The organism is Fannyhessea vaginae DSM 15829 (assembly GCF_000159235.2).
GTDB lineage: Bacteria > Actinomycetota > Coriobacteriia > Coriobacteriales > Atopobiaceae > Fannyhessea > Fannyhessea vaginae.
Map to the genome: position 1 here is coordinate 960017 of NZ_ACGK02000001.1, position 14425 is coordinate 974441.

The following is a 14425-nucleotide window of genomic DNA, read 5'->3' on the forward strand; positions in this document are numbered from 1 at the left end:
AAATTTTACATGTACTCACCATATAAACAAGTCTTATGCGCAAACATAACAAAATTATCACGTACCTAGACGCACCAAGTGCTGATAAGAGTGCGCTGTGTTGACGCGTGCGTGAGGTGCGTATTTAGCTAGCGCATTTGTACGCGTTCGCGCGCGTAGCAATCGTTAGCTCGCTTGGTTACTTGAGATCAGAAGAAGAAAGTAGCTTCTTTAATTTAGCAAGCTCTTGCGCATTATGAGATTGAGGCTCTTCTGACGCGTTATGTGCCAAGCGCTCTGCACAACGACATTGAGTGTAATTAAGGTTGCAACCGCACTCAGAACACAAACCTTTGCATTCATCAGAACATAAAATAACATAAGGCGTTTCCATGAGTAATACCGATTCAAGCGCATGCGTCAAATCAAGTGTGTTATCAGCAGACACAAGCTCAAAATCGAGTTCGTCTTCATCAGAAGATAAGGGCGTTTGCTCAGGCTCTTCAAATAAATAATACTGGTCAACTTCGCCTTCAAGCGTAAAGGCTGCCTTGTCAAGACAGCGATCACAGGTGCCTTCAACCGTGCACGAAAGGATACCCGTTACAAAAATACCTTGACCAGCATTCGTTAAATCAAGCGAATACTCAACACCTTGAGGCAACACAAAATGGTGCGCACCCAACGTATATGAGTCTTCATCAACATGACCTGTAAGATGCACCGAGCTTCCGCGCTGCGAAAGTCGCTCATCTAAAATTGCAACGGTTTTTTTCATAAGGTACCTAAAACACCTGCTTGAATACAATTACCACGTAACGTTATTAGATTGATTGCGGTCACCAGAGTTTTCATTGAGCGTTTGGCGCACGCGTGTTACGGAGTTGGTAAGGGATTTAAGATTTTCTTCTAGATGCGCTAAAACGGTATCAGCATATTCTTCTGCATTGTAGCGCGTGTCACGTTCGTATTGGTCTGCCTGAGCTTTAACTTCTTCGGCTTTTTGTTGGGCAATACGAACAATCTCTTGGTCACTTGCTAAAATAATAGCCTGTTGCTGAGCATCGGCAACAATAGAGTCAGCCTGTTGCTGAGCACGTTCAAGCGTTTCGTTTTCTTCTTTAACAATACGACGTGCGTCAGTAAATTCTTGGGGAAAAACACGACGAATCTCATCGAGAATTTCATAAACATCGTTTTCATCAACGATTTTTTTACCTTGACCAGCAGCAAACGGTGTTTTGGCTTCGCTTACCATTGACTCAAGTTCATTAACAAGACTCTCGATTTCTTCACCCGGCTGCATACTGGGCTCCTTTCAATCCTATGAATGATCAATAGGTTCACTTTAACTTCATTTTTGACCATACGTTTTTATCTTAACAGATAAAAGCATAAAACGAAGGGAGATTTTACCATATTGCATACAGTTCCATAAGCTTTACAACCCCAAACACAAATCGAGGCGTTTTCGCGCGTGGTTGCGTGCTATCTTTTCGCGCTAACCCTCGCGCTACCCTCTTACACGAGCTCTTGCGTTACTTGTCGCACAAGCTCTCGCACCATCTCTCGCACTACCCTCTTGTACGAGCTCTCGTCTACCCTTTCGCCTACTTATTATACAAGTGCTGTAAGACGCACGAAGGGACCATCATGCTTACATCAGCCCCCATACTTGCAATTTCGCGCACAACCGAGGACGAAATAAAACCGTATTTGGGGTTACTCATCACGTAAATGGATTCGATGTCGGGATTCATACGTGTATTGAGGTCGGATTGTTGCAGCTCGTATTCAAAATCGGTCATAGCACGCAAGCCTTTCACCACAGCTTGTGCACCAATTGATTTGACAAACTGAACAAGCAGACCTTCAAACGGATACACGTTTACATCGCTTAGGTGCGCTTCGTCAAGTGAGGCGCGCACCATCTCAACACGGTTTTCAAGCGAGAAGGTAGTACCCGTTTCGTTTTTACGCGCTGACAGCGCAACGGCTACACTTACCTGCGGAAACATTTTTCGTGCGCGGCGAATAACATCAAGATGGCCAAGCGTTATGGGGTCAAAAGTACCAGGAACTACCACATGAGAAATTTCTGTATTCATAGCACTCCTTTTTTTTCATGTGAATCAATATTTACCTGAATATCAACAAACGTTTCCTACAAATTATGTGCAGATACACGAAAAAGACTTACCTGCGTAATACCGTGAGTTTTCTCACGTACAAGTTCAAGCGTGGCAAAGTGAGTGTGGATACTTTTTTCAAGTGAGGTATGTTTTTCGTGCTCGTACACTACAAGCGCATGCAAATCAAGCATATGAGCCAAACTTAATGCATCAAAAACCTTACATACCTCATCTGGCTTATAGGCATACGGTGGATCAAGCAGTACACAATTAATTGGATGCACAATACGCTCAATGAGGGTGTGATTCATGCAATCACCGTACAACGCCGTAAACGTGTTTGGCTGACATCCAAGGTTTTGAGCGTTGGTTTGCAAAATCTTAAAGGCATTGCGATCTTTTTCGATAGAAGCCAAATATGCTGCACCTTGCGACATAAGCTCAAAACCCAAAGCTCCCGATCCTGCAAATGCGTCCAAAACGTACGCGCGCGCCAAGTCCAAATCAAACTCATGTTTAACCATAGACGCTATAGACTCACGCAAGCGCGAAGTAGTTGGACGCGTGACGTTTCGTCCCTGCAAAGTAATGAGCTCTTTACCAGCCCAAACCCCACTTACAATACGCATATGGTTCCTTTCAAGAGAGCTTCATGAGTTATTACGCTGTACAGATGACACAGACGGCGTAGGTACAAAGGTTCACAGTTCAAAGCGTTAAAACCCGATACCTTTAAGTTCTTCAAAATAAGCTGGAAAGCGCGCATGCATTTCATGCACCAGTGCTCGATGTTGGACTTGCGATAGATCAGGATCGCCGTCCAACAGCTCGCCCACATCGCGGTGAGCTGCCTCAATAAGATCCATATCGCGCACCATATCACAAACACGCAGCGTAAGCGTACCGCTTTGACGATAGCCTAAAATGTCGCCCTCGCGTCTTAGTTCCAAATCTTTTTGAGAAAGTTCAAAGCCATCAAAAGTGTTCTCCAAAATATCGAGCCTTCGTCGAGCTAAACTATGCTTTTTTGAAGCGGTCACCAAATAAACCTGCGCAGCAAGACTACCTCGGCCAACACGACCACGCAGCTGGTGAAGCGTTGCAAGCCCAAAGCGATCGGCGTCAAGGATAATCATAGCACAGGCGCGCGGAACATCCACGCCTACCTCAACAATGGTTGTTGCCACCAACACGTCAAGCTTATGCGCCCTAAATTGACTCATAACCCTATCTTTTTCATCGCTGTCCATGCGACCTGTTAAAAGGCCAATGCGATAAGCGCTAAAGCTACTACGTTTGAGAGATTCAAACGTTTGCTGTGCACTGTGCAGCGTCTGCGCGGAAGACTGCGCGTTGGGAGCAATGTCATCAACCGTGGTACGCGCGTCTTGGTTGTCGATAAGTGGACAAATAATATAAGCTTGCTGACCTTGCTCAATGCATGCAGCAACAGCGTCATAGGCCACAGATACATTTTCGTTTGCTAATACTTTTGTTGTTACTTTTGCCGTAGAAAACGGCTTATGTTTAATGAAAGAGCAGGTTAAGTCGCCGTAAAACGAGAGTGCCAACGTACGTGGAATAGGAGTTGCGCTCATGGCAAGTAAATCGGCAAACGGAGATTTTTGTCTAAGCGCAAGACGCTGATGTACGCCAAAGCGGTGCTGCTCGTCAATGACGATGTAGGAAAGCTTGTGAAATTGCACATCATCAGACAAAAGCGATGTAGTACCAAAAATGACCTGAACCGATCCTGTTTGTAATTGGCTCAGAATATCGGCGCGCTCGGACTTTGTTGTTGCGGACGTTAAAAGTGCCCACGATATAGACAATTTGGTAAGGAGCGTGCCTATTTTTTCGGCATATTGCTGAGCTAAAACAGAGGTTGGCGCAAGCATGGCAGCTTGCGTGAATGTGTCGGCGCAAACAGCAAAACCAAGGGCGCAAACAACGGTTTTTCCCGTTCCAACATCACCAAGCAACAACCTATTCATGCACGTTTTTGCCTGCATATCATGTAAAAGGTCATGAGCTGCACTTTGCTGCTCTGCGCTCAATTCAAAGGGCAATGCTTTATAAAAGTTTTTGAGGTGGCTTCCGTTAATGCAGTGCTGTATGGGGTCTTGAATATCCTCAACAGATGTGCGCGCGCGAAGGGCAAGCTGAAGAAAAAACAGTTCATTATATGCAAAACGGCGGCGCGCTGCGTCTTGTGCAGACATAGATGTTGGCATGTGTATCTGCTGGATAGCAGTTGAATATCCCATCAAACGATTACGCGCAAGATATACAGACGGTATACAGTCTACAAGCGGCAAAATTTTATGCAAACATATTTTAATAATGCGTCGATACCACGCAGCGGATAAGCCGTCGCACAGTGCATAAACAGGCAGAATATGCATATCAAGGCGGGCATTGGGTAAAAGCTCAAGTGCACTCTTATCTTGTGCATGGGCGTCCGCTGCATGAGTATCCGCAGCGTGGCCGTCTGTAGGACGAGCATCTGCTGCGTGAATAAGCTCAATAAACGGCGAATTCATGCACTTAAAACCATACGAATATTCTACTTTACCCAAAAGCGCAACAACGTCGCCTACATGGTAGGCTTTTGCAAGCCAAGGCTGCCTAAAAAACGAAATGCGCATGATACCTATGGTATCGGTTACGTACATCTCAACAATTGAGAGATGCGGACGTGGACGCTTAAGATTAATTCGATCAATAACACACGATATAGTAACTGTGTCATTTACAGCTGCTTCAAGAATAGAAACATGCCGCGAAAAATCAAGGTATCTACGAGGGATACGCAATATTAGATCGCGCAGGGTATGGATACCAAGATTAGAAAACAGCTTCGCGCGCGCAGGCGTTACATACGGCAACATGTCAAGCGGCGCGTCAAGCGCACAAGACGCTGCAAGACGCGGTGATGCCTCAGATATATGCAGTTGAGTATCCACAGACGCCTTATTCGAGCGAGAAAATCACAGGATAAAGCGGTTGCTCTCCGCGTTGTGGATCTACGTCAAGCGAGGGGAACTTATCTTCTATTTTTTCTACCAGATCGTCAAAGCTTGCTTGATCCATATCTTTACCAGCTAAGATAGTTAAGGTATCGCTTTCTTCTTCGTCCATCATACGAGCAATAACTTCAAGCGTTACGCTGCATACGTCGTGCCCAACCACATCGATGGAACCACAGGCAATACCCATAACATCGCCTACGTGGATAGGCGTACCATCAGACGCAGAAGAATCGCGAACAGCACAGGTTATCTCGCCATCTCTAATGAGGGAAAGTTGATCGGTCATTTGTGACACAAGTTCATCAAAATCTTTACTCAAATCAACGCAGAACATACAAGAAAATGCCTGCAGAACGCTTTTAGTGGGAACAACTTTTGCAACGCAAGAAGTAACTGCCTGAACAGCTGCTTCGGCAGCCATACGAATATTAGAATTGTTAGGCAATACAACTACCTGACGAGCATGGGTAGCCTCGATAGCTTTAAGGATATCGGCCGTAGAGGGATTCATGGTTTGGCCGCCAGAGATAATTTGGTCAACACCTAATGATGTAAGAATTTCTGCTTGGCCACTACCAGCTGCAACCGCAACAAAGCCTACGTCCTTTAACGGTGCATTAGAAGCAGCTGCCGCTGACGTTGTAGCTCCAGCGACAAAATCATCACCGTGAACAAGAACTTTGTCATCGCGGATGGCGTCTGTTCGTTCGTGAGCCTCTAGATCCATATTGTGTACAAACACGTTATATATTTGGCCGCGATGCAGCATGTGGCGCAAAACATAATCGGGACGATTAGTGTGAACATGAATCTTATAATCGGGATAACTTCCTACCAAAAGTTCGCAGTCACCTTGGGACGCAAGGAATTTAAGATGAGTTTCGGGGTTAAAGTCTTCTAAATCGGCATGGAACAAAAACTCGGTGCAATAACGATACTGAGAGCCTTCCCAATCTTCGTTAACGGCAATATCAACCGCATTTGATACGTGGGCTTTAGCGTCTTTGGTATCTTGGGTATCTTGGGTATCTACCGTAGTCTTAAAATTGGTAAGCTGCTGATCTTTACCGTTATAAGCATTCACAAAGGCTTCGATAAAAGTTGCAAAACCAAAAGCACCCGAATCCACTACCCCATTCTCTTTTAGAACAGGCAATAAATCGGGCGTGCGCGCAACGGATTCATATGCTTCAACCACAATTGCATCAAGGAGCTCTTGCTTGGTTGCGTGTTTTTGCTCAAGCTTATCGGCACAAAGCGACACGTCTTTTAAAACGGTAAGAATGGTGCCTTCAACGGGCTTTCTTACAGCCTTAAATGCAACTTTTACGCCATTTCGCAAGGCTTTTGCAATGTCTTCGACGCTTAGAGCTTCGTCCGTTGCGCCAACAAGGCCTTCACTAATACCACGCAAAATTTGGCTGGTAATAACGCCAGAATTACCGCGCGCGCCCATAAGTGATCCGTGCGTAATTGCATGAGCTATATCTTCCATCGACGCATCTTGAGGCAGGTCTTCCACCTCTTTTACCACGGTTTGAAGAGTAAGCGACATGTTTGTTCCCGTATCTCCGTCGGGAACGGGGAATACGTTAAGCTTGTTAATTTCATCGGCTTTGTTTGCAACCGCTTGAGCTGCAACGGGAAAGCAAGTACGAATCACATGAGAAATCATATCAGTGGAATTCCTTTAATTCATAGACGGTTATCCAATACTTGAGCAGGTGCGGGCGCGGTACGCGTGCACGTATTGCGCGCGGTTGGTGCGCTGGTACGGCGCTTGTGCGCTTTGCGATGCTTGTGGCGCTTTGCACGATTTTCGCGCTGTTTGCAGCAATACGCTCCAAGCAAGAAGTGCAAGGTCACCGCGAGCGACGCGGTGGTGCAACTCGTGGCGCGTAAGCACAGGCACGCGACGAACCCGTGCGTAAGGCGTGCAGCAGACGCGTTATTGCTGCAAGCGCACACCTGCAACACGCGGTCAGGCGCGCATGCCTTCAATAAATACACGAACTTCTACATCGCTAAGCTCGGCAATCTTTTTTAAGATAAATTGAGTAGCACTGATTAAATTTTTAGAAACCGAAACCAGGTTGACTCCTTGCTCAACAATGACGTGCAGCGATACAACTGGATGGTCGTCTTTAGTTTCTACGTCTACACCTTTACGTAAGCGATACATGGGTAAGAGATGCATTATGCCGTCTTGCTGGTCGAGAGCAGCCATTCCCACTACACCGTAGCATTCAAGAGCTGCATGACCTACCAAATCGGCAATGCAATCGTTTGAAACTTTAAGCGTTCCACAAACGACTTGTGACATACGAAAGTCTCCTCTCGTCTTAAGCATGTTTACATATAGCAATTGTAACGCATTCATTCAATAATCTTAAGGAACTATTTTTAAATAGTGGGGTTATAGGCTTTTACCTAAGAAATACCATATATTCTGCGTGGTTGGGCGCAAGCGTGGTTGGGCGCAAGCGTTGTTGGGCGCAATGGATCTGGCTTTTAGGGGTTTGGTGGGAACGTGGGCGGTGAAGTTGGCGCGCCGTTGCTGAGTGTAGCTTGGTGTCGCGGGTGGCTTGATTCCATGCCGTCTAGGGGCTGCGACGGCGCTTTCGAGCAAGGTTTTATAAAACATTCTGCTTAATATTCGAAAAAATTTTTGTAAACACTGACAGCTCTCTTGGACATAACTCACGAGAACTTTAACGTAGTTTTGCTATGCGCCATGCGTTTTAAGCGCAATATTCAAGCAGAACCTAAAAGTTAGTTAGGTCAAGTCCTAAAAGGTGTGTAGGGTCGTTCACGAAACCCGTTTCTACTGCCCTTACGTTCAACCGTTCTTTCAATAGCGCCACTATCTGATATATGCGTTCAACTTAGTTTTGGAAGAATACCTGTGTTTTATTTAGTGTTCGGCGTGAGTCTGAAATTAAACAAATTAAGCGAAATTAAGACCTGTACTCTTTCCAACAGCGTTGAGAGTATTGTCTTACATCAAGGGCTGTATGGGTTGATTTTTAATTGTATCATGATACAATTATGTCAACAGAACCTCTCCACGCTTAATGCAGTTCTTCTGCATGCGGACCACGGAGAGGGCTTTTTTGTATGAAAGAGTACACATATGAAATTGAAACCAGCCTTAACGTATAATCAACAAATTGCAAAACTGGTAAACGATCATCATCTAAAAATATCTGACACCAAATTTGCAGAAAAAATTTTAATGAGGGTCAACTATTACAGACTTTCTGGTTACGGCATCGGGCTTAAAAATACTAATAACAAGGAGTATTATCAAGATACTGTTAGCATAGAACAGCTATTTAATCTTTATTGCTTTGATAGCCAATTTAAAAATGATCTAATGCGAACTATCGAGCAAATTGAAATAGAACTTAGAACTCAGATTGCCTATTGCTTATCTATCAAATATGGTCCTGATGTATTGATGAGTGAGACTAATTTTGTTTACAAGACTAATAAACAAGGACAATCTATATACTCTATTATCATAAACAACTTAAATAAGGAAATTGAACGACAAAAAAATAAACCGTTTGTTAAACATCACATAGAAAAATATGATCGTCAATTTCCTATATGGGTTTCTGTGGAATTAATGTCTTTTGGGAGTTTATCTTCATTGTTTAGCATTCTAAAAGCTGAAGATCAAAAAAATATATCTCGCTATTACAATACTGAACCTAGATTTCTAAAAAACTGGATTTTATGTTTAGTAGAAGTAAGAAATATTTGCGCGCACTATACCAGACTTTACAATATGCCCTTAAAAGAAAATCCTCGCCTTTATAAAGAGAATCTCCGATATAGAAAGGAACAGAATAAAATATTTCCTGTCCTCTTAATCATTAAAAGAATGCTAAAGGCAAATGAACAGTGGTCTTCCCTTTTGAAAGATCTGAAAAATACGTTTGTCAAGTACAAAGGTTCATTTGAATTCGCTTTTATGGGATTTCCGCAAGATTGGGAAGAGATTCTTTAAGTGCTGGTCTAAATTACCCTAAATTTAAATTTAGGGAAGAGTACTATTCTATCTGCGAAAGAAGATGAGGAGACAGCCAAATATGCATTTCAAATTAATTAAAATAAACAAAGAGTGCGAATTAAAGCTTGTCGAATGATTAATGAATGAAAATTGACCCAACAAATATTTAGACAAGGATTTTGTTAGACTACTGTAAAAAAGGCTTTGGTTGTCATTGACCTGTTGTTTATAATGGTTTAAAAGGTAATTTATAGAAAAGATAGAGTCTAGCGTGAGCAGAAAAGTTTTACGAACTAAAGAAGAACTAGAAAGTATTTTAACTTCTGGTGGGTTAGAGTTAGCTGAAAGCTATGATTCTTCTAAAAGTTATCCTAAAAATTTATATCTACTTACTAAGTGCAAGATTTGTAACACTGAAGCACATTATCGTATCGCATACATTATAGAAAAAACTGATTTAGGTGAATCTGTCTGTAGAGCATGCTATTGGAATGCGTGGATGAGGTCGAGTCATCCAATTGTTCATATAACTTCGGGAAATAGTTTTAATGAATATAGCGCTATTGCGAAGGCATATGGATATAAATTGGTGAATGTTCTTAAAGATGGCTCTATAGATAATACTGACACTATTCTCCTTGTTGTATGCAGTAACTGTGGAAAACAAACCGTCAAGCGTAGTTCAGATATATCGTTCAAATGTTCCTGCCAAACACATCTTAACACTGCCGCTCATTACGCTCCAAAAATAACGAGAGAAGTTCTGGAGCCAGAAATAACATATATTCAGAAAACTTTTTTATCAATTAAAGAGGCTAAAAATACGTTATGTGCTGATGTGCCTGAACTATTGGAGGCATGGGACGATGAGAGGAGTCCATACGAAACGACAGTATGCCCCACCAATTGGAGTGGTATGTGTCCGGGGGATGGACAATATCGATTTAAGTGTAAGCACGGCCATCATCCATATGCTTATCCATATACTTATTTAGAATTGGGTTGTCCAGCATGTAGAAGCCAAGCAACTCGTGGTACTGGTCTGTTTTTGACAGATACGAATCCAGAAATAGCCTCTGAGTGGTTAAGAGAGAAAAACGGTGTTTATACACCTTACAATATAAGAGATAACAGCAAGAGATCAGTATGGTGGAAGTGTATGGTTTGTAGCTATGAATGGCAGGCTACTCCTAGGGATAGACAAAGAAAAGATGGGCAAATGTGTCCTAACTGTGGGAAAATTCAGGGATCAATAGCTTGGATTTATCCTAAATTAGCTGAACAATGGGACCCCTCGAATTCCGATAGCCCTTGGTGTGTTCGCCCTAGTACAAAACTAAATGTTCCACCTTTATGGGTATGTGAAAACAATCATACTCATATATATAGAGCAACCGTAGTTTCTAGAATCCATGGCGCTGGATGCCCTGAATGCACAGATTCTCATAAATCAAGAATTGAACTGAAATACTTTGATGCTGTTCAGAAAAAGATAAGAACAGCTCGTTCTGGAGCTAGATACAACTTTAATAATTTTTCCTATAATTGGTCCATTGATATCTCGTTTTGCATTCACGGTCAAAAATTTGCCATAGAATATGATGGCGAATACTGGCATAAAGGAAGAAGAGATGTGGATAAGCGAAAATCTTCAGAGTTATTGGATGCAGGGTTCATTGTTATAAGAATTAGAGAAGCTAATCTTCCATCACTGTATATTCAATCCCCTTCTTACTATGAGATTTTTGTGCCCGCTAATGATAGTGATTTTGAAAATAATAAAGAACGTTTGATAACCTGCATTACGCGCATTTTTACTGATCAAATGTAAGATGGTCTCCTTTGAGCATTAGAACAACAAAAAGCTAAACTCTGTTTAACTAAGAAATAGCACTAAGCCTTTTTGATCCAAGTGAACAGAGACACAAAAAGACAGGAAACCATCTAATTTACATTTCTAGTAACGTTATATGTAGTTTCAGGATCGTCTTCGTAGTAGTATTCTATTTTAACAGCGTCAAGATCACCACCATCAACTTGTGCAATTAAAATTTTAAAACTATCTCCGTTGCCTACATATTTAGGCATCTGATTATTGTTTATAAGTAAACCAGCAGCTTCTTCAGGAATCGCTTTAATTACTGTAACTAGTGAGTTACGTCCAGAAGTGTTGGTAATTTCGTAGCAAGCTCCTTCAACTCGGACGAGTTTACTCCAAGGTGATGGAGCTAGTTGTTTTTGTAACTCCAGTGCTTTCCGTGCGATTTTATTTGCTTCGTCAGCTTTTCGTGCTAATTGGTATGAAAAGAAAACAGCAATTCCCGAAATCACTAGTGAGGCTACAGAAATAAATAATTCGTTTGGCATTTTACCTCGAGTCTTATAAATGATTTACTAGCTCATCGATGGCTTTACTGAACTCAGCCAAACGATTTTCCTGATTAAAAAATGGCAAGCCGAGGAGTGTGTAACCATTACCAAGTAGTTCAGATATCTCGAATTTTTTCTGGATCTCACCTAAGAAATCCTCTTTCCACTTATCTTGCAACAGTAGTTGTGATCCTTTAGGCTCGATATATGTTTGAAATGTTTTTACTTCTGCAGCGTCTTTCTTTTTGATAAACAACATATAGTCAGGCTCAAAGCGTTCGCCTGCATCAAATGAATATATAGCAAGCTCAGGAATCCTTTCATTCCTAACGAGATAATATTCAAGGTTTTTTGCTTTCAGCTTTGGCTCTATCTGTTCGTTAAAGTACTTAACGAACAGCTTTTCTTCACTCGTCCCGTAGTTATCTGTAAAGACATACCACGTTTGACCAGCCACATTAAACTGATAAGCATCATTAGTACAGTCATTTTGTGAATCGCCATGACCGCCATTTTCTTGGATTGTGGTGAGGGAGATCTTTTTATCGTGCAGAATACTTTTCAGCATTCTTGGCTTAAAGACTGTACTGCCAACGAACTCTTGTTTAATATTTGCAATGTAAGAGGCAATTTGTCCCATCGCTTTTTTAGATGCTGCAAAGATGTCTTTACCAGTTAACATATCACCAGTTTGAGTAATTTCTAACATTGAATTACCTAAATAATCTTCGGACGTGAGGAACTCTTTGAGTGAGGAAACATTTGGATATTTATCTTTAATCACATCAAAGCGAAGTTCTGTATAGCAATCAGCAGCACCCGAAAGAATGTTATAGTCAACATCCTTAAAGAGCAGGGCTGTTATCTTTGCTTTGTTACTAGTTGCTTGTTTGTTTTCAATTTCCTTTTCCTGTTCATCCGTATCAAAAAGATTGACAATGCTACCAGACACTGACTTTTGTGTATAGCGATAGATTTTTGTTTTTAAGCTATCTTCAACAGTCGTAATTTCTTGACGTCCTCGAGGTAAGCGTTCGTTAGAATAGACATATGATTTTTGGTAAAATTCAGAAGACTTAAATTCCTCTTTTAATCGATATTCACGAGTAATTGGATTTTTAGGTTGAAGCCCAGTTGCAATAAGAGCTTGTTTCAACTCAGCAATGTAGCGCGAATCATTCAGACTATGGAAGAGCATGGTTTCCAGAATACGATAATCGTTCGTAAGGTCACCATCAAACTTACGCTTATATTTAAGGTCTTTGTCGCCTTCATATACAAACGGACAATAGCGCGCTCCACGACCAATCAGTTGAGCTTCTTTAATCGTATACGAACCGATTTTTCCAGCTTTACCGCTACCTTGACGACTATCATAAAGGCGTACAATATCAAAAAGATTTAATACATCCCAGCCTTCATTGAGCATATCAACAGCAAAGATAAGACGAATGTGATTATCTGTATCTTCGAGCGAGTTCACTTTAATTTGGTTAGCGTCATTGTCGTCTGAAGATCCATTCATGATGATGGTGTTATCTTCAGAAAAAGAGTTCTTAAGACTATGCTCCAGGTTTTCGAGGGTGTCATCTTTTTCCTCGAAATAAGCTATAGCTTTAGAAAGAAGCGGAATATTAGCACTTTGCAAAGCTTTAATCTCATAGCTCGTGAGTTCCTCTAATTTTTTGAAAAATTCGTCATGGAAAGCTTCAGACTCTTTAATCTTTTGTGACTTAAGCATAATAACTGGTTTAATGTTCAGTTTTAAGTCCGCAAAAAGATAACGACGATATTCGCTTAAGATAAGAGCAATAAGCGTACGATCCCAGAGGTTCGTATCGGTTGCAAAGTTTTGAAAATCCTTCGTGTAGCCACTCGCACGGAAACGTTCCAGTGGATAGTTATAAATGATTTTATCAGTATATTTTGCAAGTACGTTTTTATCTTTGAGATCAGCTGTCGCGGTAAATTCCAGTAGAACACTATCTTTATTGGAACTAAAGGCACGATTTACCGTGTATTCCCAGGTTTTTTCAGCATCTTCTTCAGTACTTGTCTTTTTCTTCGTATAAGAATTAATATGATGGCTTTCGTCCGAAATAAAAATGATTTTATCATTCTCAAAATCAGCATATGTCGGTGCGTTTTCTTTAGAAAACAACATATCTGTATGTAACTTTTGAGTGGTAGTAAATAGCAGCTCAATATCATCATCTAGCGCTGTATCACTAAATCTGTCTACTTTTTTCACTTTAATCTTCATGCCAAGATGGGAAAGATTATCAGCAAAAAGATACTTAGAGGAAAGCGCATTCAAAAAGTTTTCTTCCGTCTTTTTCAAAATATTCGTTTGGTTCACAAAGAAAAGAAACTTACGATAACCTTTTGTATAAAGATAGAGGATAAGCCCTGCCATCATCACCGTTTTACCAGAGCCTGTTGCCATGTGAAAAAGCGTATGAATCTGCTTATTCTTATGCAAAGCGTCTTTTTCAAAGTAAGTAACGAAATATTGGAAAGCTTCTTTTTGGTACTCACGCAAAACAATATTTTGAGATAAACTATGCTCAATAATATCGGGCATAGGCGCAAGCTCATTAATTTCTTTAAGCGTATCAAGTTTTTCATATAAGAATGATTCAGCCATGATTATGCCTCCTCATAGAAAGACTTCGTAAATGCTTTATCAGCATCACTTATTTGATATGTTTCATCATCCATATCAGAAGCATTAACGTATAGCTTGTTTTTATCTACAAGCTTGGATAGCACTTGCTTCTTTTCTTCTAATGTTAGGTTCTCAAAGTCTTTATCAGCATCAGCGAGTTCCTGCTTAGTAAGATAAGGCACAATACGCTCATCTGTGTAAATGGAAGCTTTTACACTTTCAATAG

General features: G+C 41.3%; 11 protein-coding genes and 1 pseudogene. 2 read left to right on the top strand and 10 right to left on the bottom strand.

Annotated elements, in window-relative coordinates; genetic code table 11:
- Positions 1 to 178 precede the first annotated feature (178 nt).
- From HMPREF0091_RS04210 to HMPREF0091_RS04245, 7 genes are all read right to left on the bottom strand, one after another.
- The gene (locus HMPREF0091_RS04210; RefSeq protein ID WP_006303037.1) at positions 179 to 757 is read right to left on the bottom strand and encodes a YceD family protein; all 579 of its coding nucleotides are present in this window, start codon (positions 755 to 757) and stop codon (positions 179 to 181) included.
- Positions 758 to 787: 30 nt separating this feature from the next.
- Positions 788 to 1285, bottom strand: a complete 498-nt coding sequence (locus HMPREF0091_RS04215) for a hypothetical protein (protein WP_006303038.1) — start codon at positions 1283 to 1285, stop codon at positions 788 to 790.
- 304 nt (positions 1286 to 1589) lie between these two features.
- Entirely contained in the window at positions 1590 to 2087 is a 498-nt protein-coding gene (gene coaD / locus HMPREF0091_RS04220; protein ID WP_006303039.1) for a pantetheine-phosphate adenylyltransferase, read from the bottom strand.
- A gap of 56 nt (positions 2088 to 2143) precedes the next feature.
- A complete protein-coding gene (locus HMPREF0091_RS04225; protein WP_006303040.1) occupies positions 2144 to 2740 on the bottom strand; it encodes an RsmD family RNA methyltransferase in 597 nt (198 codons plus the stop codon).
- Positions 2741 to 2827: 87 nt separating this feature from the next.
- Positions 2828 to 5077: an ATP-dependent DNA helicase RecG gene (locus HMPREF0091_RS04230; RefSeq protein WP_006303041.1), complete on the bottom strand. Its 2250-nt coding sequence runs from the start codon at positions 5075 to 5077 to the stop codon at positions 2828 to 2830.
- A gap of 7 nt (positions 5078 to 5084) precedes the next feature.
- Positions 5085 to 6818, bottom strand: a complete 1734-nt coding sequence (locus HMPREF0091_RS04235; protein ID WP_006303042.1) for a DAK2 domain-containing protein — start codon at positions 6816 to 6818, stop codon at positions 5085 to 5087.
- Positions 6819 to 7124: 306 nt separating this feature from the next.
- The gene (locus HMPREF0091_RS04245; protein ID WP_010242265.1) at positions 7125 to 7466 is read right to left on the bottom strand and encodes an Asp23/Gls24 family envelope stress response protein; all 342 of its coding nucleotides are present in this window, start codon (positions 7464 to 7466) and stop codon (positions 7125 to 7127) included.
- An 810-nt stretch (positions 7467 to 8276) separates the two neighbouring features.
- Between HMPREF0091_RS04245 and HMPREF0091_RS04250 the strand changes: the two genes are divergently transcribed.
- Together HMPREF0091_RS04250 and HMPREF0091_RS04255 are read left to right on the top strand one after the other, a co-directional pair.
- Positions 8277 to 9158 (top strand): Abi family protein, encoded by an 882-nt coding sequence (locus HMPREF0091_RS04250; RefSeq protein ID WP_006303045.1) that lies wholly within the window; start codon positions 8277 to 8279, stop codon positions 9156 to 9158.
- 274 nt (positions 9159 to 9432) lie between these two features.
- A complete protein-coding gene (locus HMPREF0091_RS04255; protein WP_006303046.1) occupies positions 9433 to 10992 on the top strand; it encodes a zinc-ribbon domain-containing protein in 1560 nt (519 codons plus the stop codon).
- A 113-nt stretch (positions 10993 to 11105) separates the two neighbouring features.
- Here the strand turns inward: HMPREF0091_RS04255 and HMPREF0091_RS04260 are convergent, their stop codons facing one another.
- From HMPREF0091_RS04260 to HMPREF0091_RS04270, 3 genes and pseudogenes are all read right to left on the bottom strand, one after another.
- A complete protein-coding gene (locus tag HMPREF0091_RS04260) occupies positions 11106 to 11528 on the bottom strand; it encodes a hypothetical protein (RefSeq protein WP_006303047.1) in 423 nt (140 codons plus the stop codon).
- A gap of 13 nt (positions 11529 to 11541) precedes the next feature.
- Positions 11542 to 14178 carry a DEAD/DEAH box helicase family protein gene (locus HMPREF0091_RS04265; RefSeq protein WP_006303048.1) on the bottom strand — a complete coding sequence of 879 codons (2637 nt, stop codon included), beginning with the start codon at positions 14176 to 14178 and terminating at the stop codon, positions 11542 to 11544.
- Between the two features lie 2 nt (positions 14179 to 14180).
- Positions 14181 to 14425: pseudogene (locus HMPREF0091_RS04270) on the bottom strand (site-specific DNA-methyltransferase); the annotation flags it as partial.